Raw genomic sequence first — 18,824 nt, 5'->3', positions numbered from 1 at the left:
AGGACCGCTATCCACGAATAACACGAATCCACACGAAGGGGGAATAGACCCCAAAAGTGTTATGCTCCATTCCCCATTCGCGTAGATTGGCGTTATTCGCGGTTACAGTGCGTAGGGTGGCTTTCCATAGCCGCCGACCTCCGGGGCAGGTATGGAAACCTGCCGCTACGCTTGTGCGTTTCATTCGGCCGCTCATCAGTCTGACCAAGTGCCACCGAAAAGGATACACGCCCCCGCGCCCAATCCCCCACCCGATTTGACAACCAGGGTATAATGGGCGAAAAACCTGGAGGTTGCCCGTGCGTTTCTCGTTTGCCCCCGACTTCGCGGCCCTCTTTCCGGAATACAGTCGCTGGCTCGTGGTGGCCCACCGCATGGACAATCGCGCCTACCATCCCGAAGTGGCCGATTGGCTCCTGGCCGCCAGCGAAAGCGTGCGGGCGAACACCGCCCTGGCCGCAAACCCCGCCGCCCATCCGCGCCTGGCCGCCTGGCGCGAAGCCTTCCGCCGCTTCGGCGCAAAACCTGCCGACACCCGCCCCGCCCTGGAATCCCTGGTGCGCCGCGTCCTCAAGGGCGACGCCATCCCCTACATCAACACCGCCGTCGCGCTCATGAATGCCCTGTCGCTGGCGCACCTGCTGCCCTGCGGCGGCGACGACCTGGACCGGGTGGTGGGCGACTTCTCCTTGCGCCTGGCGCGGGGCGACGAGCCGTTCACGCCGTTCATCGGCGGCGAGACCGAATATCCTGCACCCGGCGAGGTGATCCTGGCCGACGAAGCCCGGGTGATGTGCCGGCGCTGGATTTGGCGGCAGGGCGACGCCACGAAGGTTACGCCCGACACCACCGCCGTCGCCATCAACGTGGATGTGCTGCCGCCCGCCACCGTGGCCGAGGGCGAGACTGCCGCCCACGAATTGGCCGCGCGCCTGCGGGACCTCTGCGGCGCGGAGGTCCGGATATTCCTGCTGGACCGAGATCACCCCGTCGCCGAGTGGTAACTGACGAAAGAGGCCAAGATGTACGTGCGAAATCACCGCAAGTTCGGCACCGGCAACGCCCTCCTCGCCATCGCCTGCATCGCCGCAATCGGCGTATGCGCCTATCAGGTTCAGGCGACCGGGCGGGGCATCGTCCGAGAGCGGACCACCGTCGGCTCCACGCCGGTGGAGATCTTCCGCCCTGCCGGGGGCGCATCGGAGCCGGCGGTGGTGGTGGCGCACGGGTTTTCCGGCTCGCGGCAGATCATGTACAGCATCGGCTACACCCTCGCCCGCAACGGCTACCTGGCCGCGCTGCTGGATTTCCCCGGCCACGGGCGCAACCCCGAGCCCCTGCGCCAGGCGGGGCAAATGCGGGACATTAGCCAACTGTCCGATACCTTCGCTGGCGTGGTGGATTACATCCGCGCCCGCGAAGATACGGTGGACGACCAGATCGCCGTGCTCGGCCACTCCGTGGGGACAGCGGTCGTGATGACCTATGGGCTGGACCACGCCGACGTGGGCGCGACCATCGCCGTGTCGGCCATCCTGACCGACATCACGCCGTCCAGGCCGCGCAACCTGCTGCTCCTGACAGGCGCGCTGGAGTTCGCCAACCTGAAGCAAAACGCCCTGGCTGCCCTGCGGAACGGCGGCGGCCAGGAGCCCGGCGTGCTGTACGGTGACTTCGCCGCCAGAACCGCCCGCCAACTGGAATTCGTGCCCGGCGTGGAGCACGTTACCATCCTGTTCAGCCGGCAGGCCCTGTCGGGCATGGTTGGCTGGCTGGACGCCGCCTTTGGCCACACGTCCAACGGCTGGACCGACGGGCGCATGGTGTGGGTGCTGGTGCTGCACGTGGCCGCTCTGGGGCTATACCTGCCCCTGAGCCAGTGGCTCTGGTGGAGACGCGCGCCCCTGCGCGGGCGGCGCATGCGGGTGCAGGATTTGCTCCTGTTCGCGGGCGTGCCCGCCCTGGCGACTCCCGTGGTGCTGTGGGCGCTCTCGCCGCTCACCACCCTGATTCCGCTGTCGGTCGCCAACTACCTGGCGGTGTACTTCTTCCTCGCCGGCACCGCGAGCCTGCTCCTGATGCGCAGCCGCGGGCTACTGGAGCGGCGCACCTGGCGGGGGTGGCTGCGGCCGGGGTGTGTCGGCGCGGGGCTCGTCCTGTTCGGCTACATCCTGTTGGCCCTGTTCATCCCCGGCGACCTCACATGGACCAGCCTGATCCCCACAGGCCGCCGCATGCTCTGGTTCGCCGTGCTCGCCGTCCTGTGCTTCCCTTACTTCCTGGCCGACACGTCGCTAACCTACGCCAGGGGGCACGGGCGCACCTTCTGGCGTTTCGCGCTCACCAAAGGCATCTTCCTCGCCTCCATGTTCCTTGCGCTCCAACTGAACCCTGGGCTGTTCTTCATCCTGCTGATCCTGCCCTTCCTGCTGTTGGCGTGGGTCATGTTTGGGGTATACGCCACGCGCGCCACGTCGCGGCTGGGGTCGCCCATCCCGGGCGCCATCGCCACGACCCTGGCGTTCGCCTGGTTCATGGCGTCGCTGTTCCCGATGGTGTAGGACTGGCTCGGGCATGGCACCGCCGAGAGCACGCGGGCGCGGAGAGCGTGAGAGGCAAGCGGGCCAAGATGCGGGCATCAATGCGGTCGCTCTTGGCGCGGCGCGGATAGACCCGCCGCTGGTCTGCGCCCTGTCGTCCGTGGGAGATTCTTCTCACACAGGGCACGGAGGCACAAAGGGTTTGCTGTGCCTCCGCATGGGGTGTCGTTTCACGAGGGGGCGCTCAACCGCCCTCGGATGATGCTTCTACGGGGAACTGAAGCCGCACCACCGTCCCGACGCCGCCCGCGCTGGACACGTCCATGCGCCCGCCTAGCATCTCCACGCGGCGACGCAGCACCTCCAGCGCTTCGGCCTGCTTGCGCTGCACGGGCGACTCATCCTGAAAGTCCAGCGGCGCGCCATCGTCCTCCACGATGAGCGTGGCGACGTCTCCCTCCACATCCAGCGCCACCTGCACCCGCGAAGCGCGAGCGTCATCGCGCGCCCTGGCCACCAATTGCTGGATGGCCCGAAACAACGTGATCTCCAGGTACGACGCCAGCCGACGCCCCGTGCCCGTGGGCGTGAACGTGATGGTCATCCCCGACTTCTCGCCCGCGTCCTGAAGGTAGCGCCGCGCCGTGGAGATCAGCCCCAGGTCATCCAACATCATGGGGCGCAACTCGGCGATGAACTCGCGAATTTTCTGGAAGGTGCTGCTGGCGGCGTTGCGCAGGTTCGCCAACTCTATGCGTGCCTGTTGCGGGTTGGTGTCAAACAGCCGCTCGCAGATCTCCGTCTGCAGGATGAAGTTCGTAACCGACTGGGTGGGGCCGTCGTGCATCTGGCGCGCGAGGCGCTGGCGCTCCTCCTCCTGCGCCTCTATGACGCGGGCCAGCGCGACCGTGTCCGAGACCGCCGTCCTGGGTTGAAGCCCCTGTTGCAAGGCCCAGTCCTTTAGGGCGAGCACCCGCTGGAGCAGTTGGGCGTACTGCTGCATCTTCTCCTGCTTCGCCTGCAACTGCTCCACCTGGCTGCGCATGGCGATGAGGCGCACCTCGGACTCCTGCGACGCCAGGTACAGTTGGCGGATCGCGTCGCGCGGGTACGTCTCAATCGCGGCCTCCATCTGCCGCACGCGCGTGTTCACCTGGGCGTTGCGCTGGGCCAGCCGCTCCACCTCCGCCGCGCTCTGGCGCACCAGCAGGGCGACTTCGTTGATCTCCAGTTGAAGCCGCTCCTGTTCTGTTTCCAGTTCCTGGAAGAACGCCTGGATATCTATAGGCTCCACGTTTCTATTCATAGCCCCTCTCGCTTGTGAACCCTGCCTTACAGGGTATCTTGTAGGCGAATCCAACCGCGCCGCAGGGCGTACACGGCGGCCTGGGTGCGGTCGTTCACGGCCAACTTGCGCAGGATGCTGGTCATGTGATTTTTCACCGTCTGGCGGCTGATTTTCAACTCTTTGGCGATCTCCTTGTTGCTCAGCCCCCGCGCGATCAACTGGAGAATTTCCATCTCCCGCGGCGACAGCGGCAGGAACAACTCGTCGGCCAGCGCATCCTCGGCCTGGATGGGAGCCACTTCCTGGAACTGCTTCAGCAGCCACTTGGCCACTTCGGGCTTGGCAAGCACCGTGTCGTCAATGACGTAGTTGCCCTGGCTCACCTCGCGTATGGCGTTCACCAGTTCCGCCGCCGTAACGTCCTTCGGGAAATATGCCGACGCCCCCGCCTGGATGGCGTGCAGCGCCTGGGTCTCATCGTGGTAGGCTGTGAACACGATGACCCCGATGTCGGGGCGCAGAGCCTTCAGTTCGCGCGTGGCCTGGAGTCCGTTCATCGTCGGGAGGTTGATGTCCATCAGCACGATGTCGGGTTCCAACTCCAGCGCCATGCCGATAGCCTCTTTGCCATCCGAGGCCTCGCCCACCACTTCCAGGTCGCTCTCTGCTTCCAGCACCCTGCGGATGCCGCCGCGCAGAAGCGGGTGGTCGTCCACGATCATCACGCGCAACGTGCTCACCTGACCCACCTCCTGACAACTCGCGAAACGCCGCGTACAGTATAGCATATCTTGCGGCGTGTCGCAACGTCTGATTTACTTTTGTCGCGGTTTCATGTACAATAGGGGTGCGCGTCCGAGCGGGCCAGCGCGCAATCACCCATTCGGAGGAGGTTCCTTGTCCATAGACTACCGAGACGCCTTTGACGACATCCCGATGCCCCAGACGGCGGAGACCGACGAGGAGCGGGACTATCCGCTCCTGCCCGTGCGGGATACGGTTTTGTACCCGCGCATGGTTACGCCGCTGTTCGTGGGGCGAGACCGCTCGCTCAAAGCGGTGGAAGCCGCCACGGCCAGCGACGGCCTCCTGATCGTCGTGGCGCAGAAGGACATGGAGGTCGTTGACCCCCTGCCCAAAGACCTGTACGCGACAGGCACCGAGGTGCTCATCGGCCGCACGCTCCGTATGCCCGACGGCACCACCAGCATCCTGTGCCAGGGCCAGCGCCGCGTCCGCATCGTGGAGTTCACCCAGACCGAGCCTTACCTCCGCGTGCGCATTGCGCCGGTGTACGAGCCGAGCGAGAAGACCATCTCTTCCGAGGCCCTTATGCGGGCCGTGCTGGCGCTATTTGAGAAGATCGTTCAACTGAATCACGCGCTCCCCGAAGATGCCTACGTCGCGGCCATGAACGTGAACGAGCCGGGCTGGCTGGCGGATTTGGTGGCGTCCATCCTGAACATCTCGGTGGCGCAGCGACAGGAACTCTTGGAGACCCCGGACGCGAACGCGCGCCTCCAGAAACTCAGCATCATCCTCGCCAAGGAACTGGACGTTCTGGAACTGGAAAACCGCATCCACACGGAAGTACAAAAAGAAGTGGATCGCTCGCAGCGCGAGTACTTCCTCCGCGAGCAGATCAAGGCGATCCAGCAGGAACTGGGCGAGACCGACACCCAGACGATGGAGATCGCCGAACTGCGCGAGAAGATCGCCCAGGCCGGCATGCCCGAGGAAGTCCGGGCCCGCGCCGAGAAGGAACTCCAGCGCCTGGCCGAGATGCCCCCCATGTCGCCCGAGACCACCGTCATCCGCACCTACCTGGACTGGCTCATAGACCTGCCCTGGTCGCAGCAGACCGAGGACAACCTGGACGTGGAGAACGCGGCGCGCATTCTGGAATCGCGCCACTACGGGCTGAACAAGGCAAAGGAGCGCATCCTGGAGTACATCGCCGTCCGCAAGTTGGCGGGCAGCAAGATGCGGAGTCCCATCCTGTGCTTTGTGGGCCCTCCGGGCACGGGCAAGACCTCGCTGGGCCAGTCCATCGCCGAGGCGCTGGGGCGCAAGTTCGTGCGCGTCAGCCTGGGCGGCATCCGCGACGAGGCCGAAATCCGCGGCCACCGTCGCACCTACGTCGGGGCGCTCCCCGGCCGCATCCTCCAGACCATGCGCCGCGCCGGCACCATCAATCCGCTGTTCATGCTGGACGAGATAGACAAGGTCGGCATGGACTTTCGCGGCGATCCGACGTCAGCCCTGCTGGAGGTGCTAGACCCCGAGCAGAACCACGCCTTCTCGGATCACTACCTGGAAGTGCCCTACGACCTGTCCAAGGTGCTGTTCATCACCACGGCCAACTTCCTGGATCCCATCGCCCCCGCCTTGCGCGACCGCATGGAGGTGATAGAGTTCCCGGGCTACATTGAGGAAGAGAAACTGGAAATCGCCCGGCGCTTCCTGATTCCCGAGCAGATAGAGGAGCACGGGCTGTCGGACTCGCCGCCGACCTTCAGCGCCGAGGCCGTCCGCCACATCATCCGCGAATACACCTACGAGGCCGGCGTCCGCAACCTGGAACGCGCCATCGCCAACATCTGCCGCAAACTGGCGCGGGCCAAGGCCGAGGGCAAGCGCATCCCCGCCCGCATCACCGCGCAGATGCTGCACAAGTATCTGGGCCCGCCCGAATTCTCCTACGGCGAGGCCGAGGAGAAAGACGAAATCGGCGTGGCCACCGGCGTCGCCTACACCGAGACGGGCGGCGACATCATGACCGTAGAAGTAACCATCATGGAGGGCAAAGGCGCGCTGAACCTCACCGGCCAGTTGGGCGAGGTCATGCAGGAATCGGCCCAGGCGGCGCTCAGTTACGCGCGCTCCCACGCCGCGGCCCTGAACCTGAAGACCCGCGACTTTGACAAAATAGACATCCACGTGCACGTGCCCGAGGGCGCGGTGCCCAAAGACGGCCCGTCGGCGGGCGTTACCATCGCTACGGCGCTGGTGTCGGCCCTGTCCGAGCGGCCCGTGCGCCGCGACGTGGCCATGACGGGCGAGATCACGCTGCGTGGGCGAGTCCTGCCCGTGGGCGGCCTGCGCGAAAAAATCCTCGCCGCCCACCGCGCGCGCATCTATACCTTCATCCTGCCCAAGAAGAACCAGAAAGACCTGGTGGAATTGCCCGCCAGAGCGCGGCGCGACATGAACTTCGTCTTCGTGGAGCGCATGGAGCAGGTGCTGGACGTGGCGCTGGCGCGGCCCGCCGCCGAGGGCCAGCCCCCCGCCAAGCGGCGCACCCGCAAAAAGGCGGAACAGAGCAAGCCCACACACGTGGGCGCATAACACATACACGGAGTGCAAGCATGGGGGGTAGCGCGCCAAGACCGGTTACCGGAGTAGCCAGGGATCTCCGCGCAGCCTTCATCGGGTGGATCCTATTCAACCTGCTTCTGCTGCTCATCTACCTCGGCTACCAGCGCTACACACAACTGGATACCTGGAAGTGGCGCGAACCTGCCGCAAGGTGGATCGTATTTGACCGCTGGGTTGTTTGGCCAGATATCATGCCCCGGAGCGTGTCCCAGGTGGCGGGGGGCAACCACGGCGTTAAGCGGATGGATACCGATGGCGACAAGTTTGATGAATGGGTGGTGATCTACGAATATGACCTCACCCGGCAGCGCAGCCCCATAGCCGTGGCCATCTATGACAACGACCGGGGCAATCCGCCTATCCTGTTCCCGTACCGGCTTCGCCTGCCCGACCGAGACTATGCGTCCGAGATCGGATGGGCGCAGACGACCGTGGACATGGGCGACTACGTGAAGGGCGATACCACGGGGCGGCCCGAAATCCTTGTGCATGGGGCCGGCCCGCCCGAAGAATTCTCCCTGTTCCGCTACGAGCCGTCTCGCAAAGCGCCGGAGTGGGCCGACCCGCGGGACTATCCGCCGGTGTACCGCTGCGTCGGCTACTTCCGCGGCGACTCCATCAAACTGCCCGATGAGAACAACCGCGTCGTCGTTACCCACCGACTGTACGACCGCTCGCAGTTGGCGCGCAAGGAACTCTACGAGTACGACGCCGCCCGCGACACCTACCTGGACGCCGACGAGAAGACTCTGCTCCCCTACCGCGAGGCCTGGATTGACTTCGCCTTCAGGGAACCCGAGGACGTAACCGTGTCGGAGTACCCCGAAAAGGTCGTCCTGGCCTACTACATGCGGATTCCCAACGGCGACTTTCTGCCGCTGATGAGCACGCTGGCGCGCGAGCGCGTCAAACTGGCCGCGCAGACCCAGAACGTCCACGCCTACGGGCTGCCCGTGATGCCCGGCCGCATAGACCGCATCCTGGTGCAGGCCCTGGCCTACACGCCCCAGGCCGAGAACATCCCCTACGTGGACGCGCAGGGAAACACCTACTTCGGCGCCATCGTCCACGTGGAGTTCTTCTACACGCTGAAGAACGACCCCAAGCAGGAAAAGAAAATGCACTCGGTCAACTGGTTCGTGATCCGCGAAAAGGGGGAGTGGAAACTTGACCACGTGGAACCCTGAGGACGCCGCCCCCGAACCCACCGAGGAGTTGGAACGGCTGATCGCCCAGGGGCGCGGCGAGTTCGTGGAGATTCTGCCAGCGGGCGCGCCGCCCCGGAAACTGGCCGAATGCCTGGCCGCCTTCGCCAACGCGAAGGGGGGCGCCGTCGTCGTGCAGATCCCCGCCGCGCCCGACGGCGAGGCGCAGGTGGAAGCCGCGCGCGACGCCATCCGAGAGGCGGCGCTCCTGTGCGACCCGCCGCTCATCCTGCCCGTGCCCCGCGCGGCGACGACGGCCGACGGCCCCGCCCTTGTGGTCCACGTTCCCGGCGGCCTGCCCCGCGCCTACGCCGTGCAGGGCAAGTTCTACGCCCGCGCCGGCGCCAGGAACCAAGTTCTCGGCCCCCGCGAAGTTCGGCGCCTCATGCTGGAGCGCGGCGAGGTGGGGTTTGAGTCGCAGGTGCCCCCCGCTGCCCGCCTGGAAGACCTGGACCAGGCCAAGGTCGCCCGCTACCTGGCCGCCCTCCAGGGGCTGGTGGCCGACACGCCCGAGCAGACCCTGCTCCTGCGGGGGTGCCTGGCCGAGCGCGACGGCGCGCTGGTGCCCACGTATGCGGGCATCCTCCTGTTCGGCAAGCACCCCGAACGCTTCTGCCGCAACAGCGAGATTATAGCCGTCCGCTACCTGGGCGACGCCATGGACGACGAGTTTGTACGCGAAGACATCCGCGACACGCTGCCCGAGCAAATCCGCCGCGCCGAGGCGTTCCTGGTCAGCCACATGCGGCGGGGCGTGCGCATCAACGGCCTGGCCCGCGACGAGGAGACCGAGTACCCGCTCAAGGCCGTGCGCGAGGCCATCGTCAACGCCGTCGCCCACCGCGACTACACCATCCGCGGCGACAGCATCCGCATCGCCATGTTCAGCAACCGCATTGAGTTCTACAGCCCGGGGCGACTCCCAGGCCACGTTACGCTTCAGAACATCGTGAGCGAGCGGTTCTCGCGCAACGAGGTCATCGTGCAGGTCCTGTCGGACCTGGGGTTCATTGAGCGCCTGGGATACGGCATTGACCGCATGATTCGCCTGATGCTGGAGCGGGGCTTGCCTGCGCCCGAGTTTGAGGAGACCGCCAACGGGTTCAAGGTAACGCTGCGCGGGCCGGCGGGCCGCTTCGTGGCCACCCGGCCCGACGCGCGCCGCTGGCCGCTGCTCCACCTCAACCCGCGCCAGCATCAGGCCCTGGAGTACATCGCCCAGAACGGCCGCATCACCAACCGCGAGTTTCAGGAACTGGCGCCGGACGTGAGTCCGGAGACGATTCGCCGCGACCTGGCCGACCTGGTGGACAAGGGCCTGCTCCTGAAAATCGGCGAGAAGCGCGCCACGTACTACATCCTGAAATAACCCTCGTTATCCCACAGGTATCCCACATTATCCCACAGGGGTTGCTGCGTCGCACCAGTGTTCTCACCGCCGAGAGCGCCGAGAACGCGGAGAGTTCAGGGTAAATCTCTGCGGTCTTCGCTTGCTCCGCGGTGAATCCGCTTTCGTAGGGCGGCTTTCCATAGCCGCCGGATGCAGGGGGCAGGTACGGACACCCGCCTTACACTCTGCGCATTTCATGCTGCCGCTGATCGGTCCGGCCAATTTCCACCGAACGTATACACGACCCCGACCAAAAAAGGGCTTGACATATTTGGAAAAGCGTGCTATAGTATGTGCAGATGCATGGTAGCGAGCGTTGTGCTCCATTGCCGAGGATGGCTAGGGTTTAGACTTTCCGTATGGTAACCCGTTTCTCGCCCGCGCGGCTTCCGCGATGGGCAAAGGCGATCAGCAAGGGATGACCGGACAGCAGCCACGGTTCTGGTATGCTGTCCGGTTTCGGTTTTCTGTGGCTGTTGTGGTCTGGCACTGCTCTCTGAGGCACTCCCAGTCCCCGGTGCTGGCATGCGCAAGAGTTCCAGCGGGCTACCCACCAACACCACGAACCACTATTCTTCAGGAGGACCTGGATGGCTTTCGCCGACAAAACACTGATCTGCCGCGACTGCGGCAAGGAATTCGTGTTCTCAGCCGGGGAACAGGAGTTCTTCCGAGAGAAAGGCTTCACCCATGATCCGACCCGCTGCCCCGAGTGTCGCGCGGCCCGGCGCGGCAACCCCCGGCAGGCCGGCTCGGACAATCCCAGACCACGCCGCATGTACCCCGTCGTTTGCGCGGACTGCGGCGCACAGACCGAAGTTCCCTTTGAACCCCGCGGCGACCGCCCCGTTTATTGCCGCGATTGCTTTGAGAAACACCGAAACAGCAGGTAAAGCCTACGGCGGCTGAGGCAGACTCGGGAGTTCACCGGGGCTCCCGAGGACTGTTCTCCCAAGCCCAACTGGACGAGCCCGCGCTTCGCGTGTTTGTACGAAGGGCGTACTGGAACATGCGCGCCCTATTTTCGCCATGCACTTATCGGGGAGGATAGCGTGAACCTGCCACACCACAACGTTCTCGGGTTGAAATGCGTCCTGTGCGGCGCGGAATACCGCATGGACGAGCACCCCTACGTCTGCCCGCGCCACGGCAACGAAGGCATCCTGGACGTGGTGTACGATTATGCCTACATCCGCAAGCGGTTCTCCCGCGAGTCGCTGGCCCAGGACCCCACGCCGTCCATCTGGCGATACCTGCCGCTGCTGCCCGTGGCCGACCCCGCGGCCATCCCGCCGCTGCCCGTCGGCTGGACGCCGCTGTATCCGGCCGTGCGCCTGCGCGAGCAACTGGGCCTGCGCAACCTGTGGATCAAGGACGACGGGCGCAATCCGACCGCGTCGTTCAAAGACCGCGCCAGCGCCGTCGGTGTGGCCCGCGCGCGCGAACTGGGCCGGCCCATCATGACGGCGGCGTCCACGGGGAACGCGGCCTCGTCCCTGGCGGGCATCGCTGCCAGCGTTGGCATGACCACCTACATCTTTGTGCCCGAGACCGCGCCCCAGGCCAAAATCGCCCAACTCCTCATCTTCGGCGCCAATGTCATCATGGTGCGCGGCACCTACGATCAGGCGTTTGACCTGTGCCTGGAGGCGTCGGCGCGCTACGGCTGGTACAGCCGCAACACGGCCTATAACCCCTACCTGTCGGAGGGGAAGAAGACCGCCAGTTTGGAAATCTGCGAGCAATTGGGCTGGGATGCGCCCGACCGCATCTTCGTCTCGGTGGGCGATGGGTGCATCATCGGCGGCCTCTGGAAGGGCCTGCGGGACCTGCTCGCCCTGGGCTGGATTGACCACCTGCCCAAACTGATGGGCGTTCAGGCCGAAGGTTCGGCGGTGCTGTACCACGCATGGAAGGCTGGCACCGAGGAGATCACGCCTATCGTTCCCACTACCCTGGCCGATAGCATCTCGGTGGGGATTCCGCGCGACCGCATCAAGGCGCTGCGGGCCGTGCGCGAGACGGGCGGCGAGTACATCACCGTCAGCGATGAGGAAATCTTGGACGCCATGCGCGTCCTGGCGAGGAGCGCGGCGGTCTTCGGCGAACCTGCCGGCGTAGCAGCCTTCGCGGGCCTGCGGAAGATGCTACGAGAGGGGCGCATCAACCCCGACGAGCGAATCGTGGTCCTGGTAACCGGCAACGGGCTGAAGGATGTGGGCAGCGCCATCAAGGCGACGGGCAAGCCGCACCTCATAGACCCCACGGTGGCCGATCTCCAGGCGCTTATGCGCTCCCTGGGCCACGCTTCGCCGTAGGCGCACGGACGGCACGAGGCGCTTCGCGGTCGCCCTGCAGTGGCAGCGCCGCGAACGCCTCGTTCAGCGCTACCAGCGTCCGCTCCAGCGTGTCGCGCCAGGCGTCGTCCAGCGCGATCCACACCTGGCCGCGCCCCAGTCGCGCCCCAGGCGGAAGGCGCTGCCGCAGTTCGGCCTCGGGCGCCTCATAGAGCCACCCCGCCCGCACCACGATCTGCTCGGCCTCTTGCCCGATGGCGCGCACGTCGCAGCGCGTGGCCAGCGCCTTGACCCGCATCAGATACAGCAGATTGCAGGCCTCCGGCGGCATGGAGCCGAAGCGGTCTTCCATCTCCTGGGCCAGGCGGTCCAGGTCTTCCAGTGGCCCCGCGCCTGCGAACCTGCGGTACAACTGCAGCCGCATCGCCTCGTCGGGGATGTACGACTCGGGCAGGTACGCCGCCAACGGCAGGTTCAACTGCGTGGCCGACTGGAGCGGCCTCACGTACAGCGCTGTCTCGTCCAGCACCCGCGGCGGGCTTTCGCCCTTCAGTTCGCGCACGGCCTGGGCCAACAGGCGGCAGTACAGGTCAAACCCCACGGCGCTGATGTGCCCATGCTGGCGCGCCCCCAGCAATTCGCCCGCGCCGCGGATCTCCAGGTCGCGCATGGCGATGCGGAACCCCGCGCCCAGTTCGCTGGCCTCCATGATGGTGTCCAGGCGCTTGCGGGCGATGCCGCTCAGCGGCTGGTGGCGCGGGTACAGCAGGTAGGCGTAGGCCCGTTGGGTGCTGCGTCCCACGCGCCCCCGCAGTTGGTACAATTGCGCCAGCCCGAACTGGTCCGCGCGGTTGATAATGATGGTGTTGGCGTTGGGGATGTCCAGCCCGCTCTCTATGATGGACGTGCACACCAGCACGTCCAACTTGCCCGCGGCGAAATCCAGCATCACGCGCTCCAGGTCGGCCTCGGGCATTTGCCCATGCCCCACGCCAACGGTGGCCTCGGGCACGAGGCGGGCCACCCGTTGCGCCACCTGGCGGATGCCCTGCACGCGGTTGTGGACGAAGTACACCTGGCCGCCGCGGTTCAGTTCGCGCAGGATGGCGCGGCGAATCAGCGCCTCGTCGTACTCGCCCACATAGGTCTTGATGGGCAGGCGATCCTCGGGTGGCGTGTCAATGGTGCTCATGTCGCGCGCGCCCGTCAGCGACATGTACAGCGTGCGCGGAATCGGCGTCGCCGTGAGGGTGAGCACGTCCACCTCGCGCCGCTTCTGCTTCAGCCACTCCTTGTGGGCCACGCCGAACCGCTGCTCCTCGTCCACGATGAGCAGCCCCAGGTCCTTGAACTGCACGTCTTTCTGCAACAGGCGGTGAGTGCCGATGACGATGTCCACGCGGCCCGTGGCCAGCCGCTGAATGACCTGCTGCTGTTCCCGCTTGCTGCGGAAGCGGGACAGCATCTCCACTTCCACGGGAAACGGCTTCATCCGCTCGCGGAAGGTCTCGTAGTGCTGCTGCGCCAGCACCGTGGTGGGGACGAGAACCGCCACCTGTTTGCCGTCCATCACCGCCTTGAACGCGGCCCGCAAGGCCACCTCGGTCTTGCCGTAGCCCACGTCGCCGCAGATGAGGCGGTCCATGGGATAGGGCCGCTCCATGTCAGCCTTGACGGCGCGCACCGCGTTCAGTTGATCCTCGGTCTCCACATAGGGGAACGCCGCCTCCAGATCGGCCTGCCACGGCGTGTCGGACGAGAAGGCGTGCCCGCCCACCACCTGCCGCGCCGAGTACAGTTCCAGCAACTCCTTGGCGATGCTGGTAACCGCACGCTTGGCCCTGGCCTTGACCAGCGTCCAGTCGGCGGTTCCCAGGCGGCTCAACGGCGGCGGCCTGTCCGTGGCCCCCACATAGCGGCTGAGTCGGTCCGCCTGGTCAATGGGCACGTAGAGTTTGTCGGCCCCCTGGAAGTCCACCTGCAGGTACTCGCGCTCGGCCCCGTCCACGGTCAGGCGCACCAGACCTCGGAAGATGCCGATGCCCTGCTCCACGTGCACCACATAGTCGCCGGGCTTCACATCGGCGAAAAAGGCCTCGGGCGAAGGTGCGCGGCGCGGACGCGGACGACGCGGTTCGGGCTTTGCCCAGCCGAACAGTTCGGTGTCCGTGAGGAGCAGCGCCTCGGCCGGGCCATCGGGCGATGACCGCAGCGCCCAGCCCCCCTCTAGCACCCCCTGCACCAGCGTAACGGCGGATTCGGGCGGGGTCGGCACGTCGTCGCGCAGTGCCGCGTCCAGCCCGTAGGGTTCCAGCAGCGCCGCCAAGCGGTGCGCCTGGCGCGACACGACGACAACCCTGCACCCGTCCTTCGCCGCTTGGGCCACGCCGTCCAGCGCTGTGCGGAGTTGGCCGCCGTAGTGCGTGGTCGGGCCGAAGAGCGCCCCCACGCCCTGTGGCTCGTCGGCATCCCCCTGCGGCCAGCCCAACCCCACGCGCACAAACCCGTCGGCCAGCGCCCGAATCTCCTGCCAGCCGAAGTAGGGCCGCGCCACGCCTCCGGGAAGGTCTCCGCCCGCCTCCAACTGCTCCCGAAGCGCCTCGGCCTGCTCCTCGCCCTCGGCGGCGCTCACCTCCACTTCCTGCCAGTCCTCGGCAATCACGAGGGCATCGGGCGGAAGGTAATGGAGCACACTGGCAGGCGCGGAGTAGGCAAACGGCAGGTAAAACTCTATCCCCCGGAACCGCGCGCCCTCGGCCAGGCGGGCCAACTCGCCCTGAATCTCCTCCAGCGCCGCCCCGTGGCAGTTGGAGAAATCCCACGCCAGGCGCGAGGGGGCCAGACGCGCGGGGCCGGGCAGCACCTCGCTGGCCGGAATCACCCGCACGTGCTCCACCCGCTCCAGCGAACGCTGCGTCGCGGGGTCGTACAGGCGGAGCGAGTCAATCTCATCGCCCCAGAACTCCAGCCGCGCCGGATAGGCGGCGTGCGGCGGGAACACGTCCACGATGCCGCCGCGCACGCCGAAGGTGCCCGGCGTGTCCACCACCAGCGCCGGCTCGTAGCCGGCCTCCACCAGAAACTGCGCCAGCGCGGTAGGCGAGATGCGCTGGCCTTTGCGCAGGATGCGGTCATGGGCGCGGAACTCGCGCGGGGGAATCGTCGTGGATTGCAGCGCCCGCACCGATGCGACGAGGATGGGCGCGGCCTCCCTGCCCTGCCGCAGCGCCAGGCTGGGCGGCTCAACCAGCGACTCCAACGCCGCCAGCCGCTCGCGGATGGTCTCCATCGCCCAGGGCACGCGCTCGTAGGGCAATGGGTCCGGCTCGGCGAAGACGCGCACCGCCGCGCCCCCCAGGTACACGCGCAACTGCTCGGCCAGGGCGCGGGCGCGGTCGGATCTCGGCGACACCAGGAGCACCGGCCGCCCAGCGGCTTGGTGCAGCGCCGCGACGAAAAAAGCGCGGGCCGCCGAGGTCAAGCCCGCGTAGATGACGGTATCCGGCGCGGCTCGCACCGCGGCCCGATCCAGAAAGTCCCGAAAGGTCGGCTGCCGTTGCAGCAGCGGCAGAAGCCCTGACAGGTTCATGTCAGTCCCCGTTGAAGCGGTTCATCGCCGCCGCAAGGCCCTCGCTGAGGAAACACTCCACCGCGTCCGCCGCCCGCTCCTGCGCGGCGTCCATCACGGCCCACTCCTCGGCGGTGAAATCCTCCAGCACGTAGCGGTGCGGCTCGCCATACGCCGGCCGTCCGATGCCCACCCGCAGGCGCGCGAAGTTCTGCGTGCGCAAATGCTCAATGATGGATGCCAGCCCCTTGTGGCCGCCCGCGCTGCCCGCCGGTCGCAGGCGAATCTTCCCCAGCGGCAGGTCCAGGTCGTCGTACACGACGAGGAGATTCTTGAGGGGGTCCACATGGTACCAGTGAACCAGCGCGGCCACAGACCCGCCGCTTAGGTTCATGAACGTCTGCGGCTTCGCCAGCACCACCGGCACGCCGGCCAAAACCACGCGGCAGGCCAGCGCCCTGCCGGGGTGATGGCCGAACGTGCCCCCTGCACGGGCGGCCAGCCGCTCCACAACCTGAAAGCCCACGTTATGCCGATTCTTCGCATACCGTGGGCCCGGATTCCCCAACCCCACAACGAGATACACCCGCCGTTCCGATGCCATGCCCTTGCGCCCTTGTGTGAAACTGCCCCAAATCCAATACCAAAACGCAGGGAGGTGCACGCGTAGTCTCAACGTTCTGCGATGAGGCGATACAATTGCCGCACCAGGGCCAGAAATCCCACCAGCAGGAAGAAGCCCAGCGCCACGCCGCCGCCCCAGCACATGGACGACACGATGCGGTCCAGGCTGAACGATGCGCTGGATGAGGGTGTGGGCTGCGGGCCGGAGGAGGGTGTCGCAGGCTCCGCCGTAATCACCACCGGCACCTCAATCACGATAGTGGGCGTGGGCGGGAGCGGCGTGGATGTCTTCGTGGGCGTGGGCGTCGCCGCCGGAGTGGGCGTCTCCGTCGGCACGGCGTTGGCCACGGTGATCTGGCTCACGATGTCCTCGTCAAAGTTGCCGTCGCGCCGCACCACCCGCAGTCGCAGCGAGTAGGTTCCGTCGGAGACCAGCCCCTGCGTGTGCCAGGTCTCCAGCAGGCCGTTCTGCACCGGCGTCGTGTGGGTGGAGCCGATGAGAATCCACTGATCGTCGCGCGGGTTCACCCCAGGCGCGTACTCCACCTTGTAGAACGAGAATTCCGGGTGGAAGGCGGTCCCGCTGATGAGCACACTCCCGCGCACCACTACAGGGCCGCGCGGCGACGAAATCACCGCCTGCCCGCCCTGCGCCAGCGGGCCTGCAGCCGCCGTTGATGCCAGCGTAACGACCGCAACTAATGAAGCAGCAATCACGAGTACTCGTCTCATCAACCCACCGTCTCTCCTGAACAATAACCGGCCACTATCGCTCCACTCATGACCCGGATGTGCTTTCGGGCGTCAGGGTCGGGGCAGGCCCTCCATCCATCCCCGACTCCTGTATCAGCAGGACCCCCAGGCGGTACCGCAGGTCGGGCAGGTAGCCGCGCCCCGCGATGTACACGCCGACGCCCAACGCCACCCCCAGCAGAATGGATAGCACCAACATGCTCACGCGCCCGCGCAGCGTGGGCGGCCGCCCGCACTGGGGGCAGATGTGTACCCCTCTGGGCACGCGCGCCCCGCACACCCGGCAGCGCACCGTCGGCGTGCGCCCGCGCAAGACCGCGCCGCAACTCGGGCAGATGGCGTTGTCCCGCGAGATTCGGGTCCCACATTCCGGGCACTTCATGCGCCGATTCTCAACACCTAGAATGGATTGGGAATCTGAAACTGCGGCACCGGCGACACGATGTCCTGGTACGTGATCAGGATCATCACGAGCACCAGCATTACCAGGCCGATCCAGTGGACGAAACCTTCCTTCTGGGGGTCCACCCGCTTGCCGCGAATCGCCTCAATGACGATGAACAGGATGCGCCCGCCGTCCAGCGCCGGCAGCGGCAGCAGGTTGGTCAGCCCCAGCGCCACGCCGAGCACGCCGATGAGCCGCAGGATCGGGAACCACCATCCGGTCTGCGCCGTCTGGGTGGCCGCCGACCCCGTGATTTGGAAGATGCCCACCGGCCCCACCGGTCGGGCCAGACTCGGATCCAGCCCCTGGCGCAGCAGGAGCGCCGGTAGGCTCAACGTGAAGGCGAGCGTGTTCACCACCTCGCGCGCGCCCAGGTACAGCGCCTCCAGCGGTGGCGAATAGGCCAGCGCGATACGCGTCGTCTCCTCCGTGATGCCCACCCCGAGGGCGCCCTGATACGGCGGAATCGGTATTCTGGGCACCACGCGCACCTGCAGATAGCCCACGCCGCGACGGATGGTCAGGACGACCTCCTGCCCCGCCCTCTGGCTCACGTAGCGTGAGAAACTCGCCGCGCTGTCCACCTCAATGCCGTCCACCTGGATGATGACATCGCCGGCCAGGATGCCCGCGGCTTGCGCCGGCGAGTCGTTCTCCACGCGCAGCACGAGGGCGTGTTTCGTCTCGGCCACCGTCGGCCAGCCGCTCATATAGGCAAAGGCGAAAAAGATCGCGGCCATGAGCAGGTTCATCAGCGGCCCGGCGGCCAGCACGGCCAGCCGCACCCACTTGCTCTTGTCGGCGAACCCGCCCTCAACGCCCGGCTCGTTCTCGCCCGCCATGCGCACAAACGCGCCGAACGGGATGGCGTTGATCGTGTACTCCGTCTCGCCGCGCTTGGCCACCCGCACCAGCCGCGGGGGGAAGCCAAGCCCGAACTCCTCAACCCGAATCTTCGCCAGTTTTGCCGCCACGAAGTGCCCCAACTCGTGGGCGATCATCAGCGCGCTCAAAACCAGCAGTGGAACCACAAACGTCAGCATACGTACCCTTTCCAGCGCCCCGCTACGGGAACCGGCGCGCCTGCACGTGAGTATTATACGACTGGTGCACAGCGTAAGCAAATGCGGCGCGCGAGGGTTACCCCTCACGTCCCTCCGGGCCCCCTTCTCTCACCGCAGGTGGGACGAGGGAATGAGGGGGTGAGGTCGGCATGCCCGCGCGGGGCTGAACCCCCGCGCTGAAGGAGCGAAGCCCCCTTCGGGGCTACCCCAGCGTAGGGTGCCACCGTTCCCTCTCCCGCCGGGAGAGGGTTAGGTTGAGGGGTGTTTGCGGG

The 18,824-nt window shown here is 66.5% G+C and carries 14 protein-coding genes; 7 read left to right on the top strand and 7 right to left on the bottom strand.

Going from position 1 to position 18,824, the window contains the following annotated elements; genetic code table 11:
• Positions 1 to 299: 299 nt before the first annotated feature.
• Positions 300 to 1,004, top strand: a complete 705-nt coding sequence (locus H5T65_10360; GenBank protein MBC7259640.1) for a hypothetical protein — start codon at positions 300 to 302, stop codon at positions 1,002 to 1,004.
• Between the two features lie 18 nt (positions 1,005 to 1,022).
• Positions 1,023 to 2,561 (top strand): alpha/beta fold hydrolase, encoded by a 1,539-nt coding sequence (locus tag H5T65_10355; GenBank protein MBC7259639.1) that lies wholly within the window; start codon positions 1,023 to 1,025, stop codon positions 2,559 to 2,561.
• 223 nt (positions 2,562 to 2,784) lie between these two features.
• Here H5T65_10355 and H5T65_10350 read toward each other — a convergent pair whose 3' ends face one another.
• Positions 2,785 to 3,846 carry a hypothetical protein gene (locus H5T65_10350; GenBank protein ID MBC7259638.1) on the bottom strand — a complete coding sequence of 354 codons (1,062 nt, stop codon included), beginning with the start codon at positions 3,844 to 3,846 and terminating at the stop codon, positions 2,785 to 2,787.
• Positions 3,847 to 3,872: 26 nt separating this feature from the next.
• A complete protein-coding gene (locus H5T65_10345) occupies positions 3,873 to 4,616 on the bottom strand; it encodes a response regulator transcription factor (GenBank protein MBC7259637.1) in 744 nt (247 codons plus the stop codon).
• Positions 4,617 to 4,764: 148 nt separating this feature from the next.
• On the opposite strand from H5T65_10345, the gene lon reads away from it, so the two are divergent.
• The 5 genes from lon to H5T65_10320 all read left to right on the top strand — a co-directional run bounded on the left by lon (position 4,765) and on the right by H5T65_10320 (position 12,119).
• On the top strand, positions 4,765 to 7,176 hold the full coding sequence (lon, locus tag H5T65_10340; protein MBC7259636.1) for an endopeptidase La: 2,412 nt from the start codon (positions 4,765 to 4,767) through the stop codon (positions 7,174 to 7,176).
• A 20-nt stretch (positions 7,177 to 7,196) separates the two neighbouring features.
• The gene (locus tag H5T65_10335) at positions 7,197 to 8,393 is read left to right on the top strand and encodes a hypothetical protein (protein ID MBC7259635.1); all 1,197 of its coding nucleotides are present in this window, start codon (positions 7,197 to 7,199) and stop codon (positions 8,391 to 8,393) included.
• On the top strand, positions 8,374 to 9,780 hold the full coding sequence (locus tag H5T65_10330; protein ID MBC7259634.1) for a DeoR family transcriptional regulator: 1,407 nt from the start codon (positions 8,374 to 8,376) through the stop codon (positions 9,778 to 9,780). The genes H5T65_10335 and H5T65_10330 overlap by 20 nt, the downstream gene beginning before the upstream one ends.
• Positions 9,781 to 10,391: 611 nt before the next feature.
• Positions 10,392 to 10,694, top strand: a complete 303-nt coding sequence (locus H5T65_10325) for a zinc-ribbon domain containing protein (protein ID MBC7259633.1) — start codon at positions 10,392 to 10,394, stop codon at positions 10,692 to 10,694.
• A 222-nt stretch (positions 10,695 to 10,916) separates the two neighbouring features.
• Positions 10,917 to 12,119, top strand: a complete 1,203-nt coding sequence (locus H5T65_10320) for a threonine synthase (GenBank protein MBC7259632.1) — start codon at positions 10,917 to 10,919, stop codon at positions 12,117 to 12,119.
• On the opposite strand, the gene mfd is transcribed toward H5T65_10320, so the two are convergent.
• From mfd to H5T65_10295, 5 genes are all read right to left on the bottom strand, one after another.
• On the bottom strand, positions 12,088 to 15,687 hold the full coding sequence (gene mfd / locus H5T65_10315; protein MBC7259631.1) for a transcription-repair coupling factor: 3,600 nt from the start codon (positions 15,685 to 15,687) through the stop codon (positions 12,088 to 12,090). The genes H5T65_10320 and mfd overlap by 32 nt on opposite strands.
• Before the next feature lies 1 nt (position 15,688).
• A complete protein-coding gene (locus H5T65_10310; GenBank protein ID MBC7259630.1) occupies positions 15,689 to 16,252 on the bottom strand; it encodes an aminoacyl-tRNA hydrolase in 564 nt (187 codons plus the stop codon).
• Between the two features lie 86 nt (positions 16,253 to 16,338).
• Positions 16,339 to 17,022 (bottom strand): hypothetical protein, encoded by a 684-nt coding sequence (locus H5T65_10305; GenBank protein ID MBC7259629.1) that lies wholly within the window; start codon positions 17,020 to 17,022, stop codon positions 16,339 to 16,341.
• A gap of 46 nt (positions 17,023 to 17,068) precedes the next feature.
• Positions 17,069 to 17,425: a zinc ribbon domain-containing protein gene (locus H5T65_10300; GenBank protein ID MBC7259628.1), complete on the bottom strand. Its 357-nt coding sequence runs from the start codon at positions 17,423 to 17,425 to the stop codon at positions 17,069 to 17,071.
• A gap of 17 nt (positions 17,426 to 17,442) precedes the next feature.
• Positions 17,443 to 18,531, bottom strand: a complete 1,089-nt coding sequence (locus H5T65_10295) for a site-2 protease family protein (protein MBC7259627.1) — start codon at positions 18,529 to 18,531, stop codon at positions 17,443 to 17,445.
• Positions 18,532 to 18,824: the final 293 nt, after the last annotated feature.

This window comes from Chloroflexota bacterium (assembly GCA_014360805.1).
Lineage (GTDB): Bacteria > Chloroflexota > Anaerolineae > DTLA01 > DTLA01 > DTLA01.
This window is presented reverse-complemented; position numbering and strand designations above follow the sequence as displayed.

Excerpts from the sequence above, each read along its gene's own strand:
- H5T65_10355 (MBC7259639.1), top strand. The coding sequence starts at position 1,023 with ATGTACGTGCGAAATCACCGCAAGTTCGGCACCGGCAACGCCCTCCTC.
- H5T65_10325 (MBC7259633.1), top strand. The coding sequence starts at position 10,392 with ATGGCTTTCGCCGACAAAACACTGATCTGCCGCGACTGCGGCAAGGAA.
- H5T65_10320 (MBC7259632.1), top strand. The coding sequence starts at position 10,917 with ATGGACGAGCACCCCTACGTCTGCCCGCGCCACGGCAACGAAGGCATC.
- H5T65_10335 (MBC7259635.1), top strand. The coding sequence starts at position 7,197 with ATGGGGGGTAGCGCGCCAAGACCGGTTACCGGAGTAGCCAGGGATCTC.
- lon (MBC7259636.1), top strand. The coding sequence starts at position 4,765 with ATGCCCCAGACGGCGGAGACCGACGAGGAGCGGGACTATCCGCTCCTG.
- H5T65_10300 (MBC7259628.1), bottom strand. The coding sequence starts at position 17,425 with ATGAAGTGCCCGGAATGTGGGACCCGAATCTCGCGGGACAACGCCATC.
- H5T65_10345 (MBC7259637.1), bottom strand. The coding sequence starts at position 4,616 with ATGCTATACTGTACGCGGCGTTTCGCGAGTTGTCAGGAGGTGGGTCAG.
- mfd (MBC7259631.1), bottom strand. The coding sequence starts at position 15,687 with ATGAACCTGTCAGGGCTTCTGCCGCTGCTGCAACGGCAGCCGACCTTT.
- H5T65_10295 (MBC7259627.1), bottom strand. The coding sequence starts at position 18,531 with ATGCTGACGTTTGTGGTTCCACTGCTGGTTTTGAGCGCGCTGATGATC.
- H5T65_10305 (MBC7259629.1), bottom strand. The coding sequence starts at position 17,022 with ATGAGACGAGTACTCGTGATTGCTGCTTCATTAGTTGCGGTCGTTACG.
- H5T65_10350 (MBC7259638.1), bottom strand. The coding sequence starts at position 3,846 with ATGAATAGAAACGTGGAGCCTATAGATATCCAGGCGTTCTTCCAGGAA.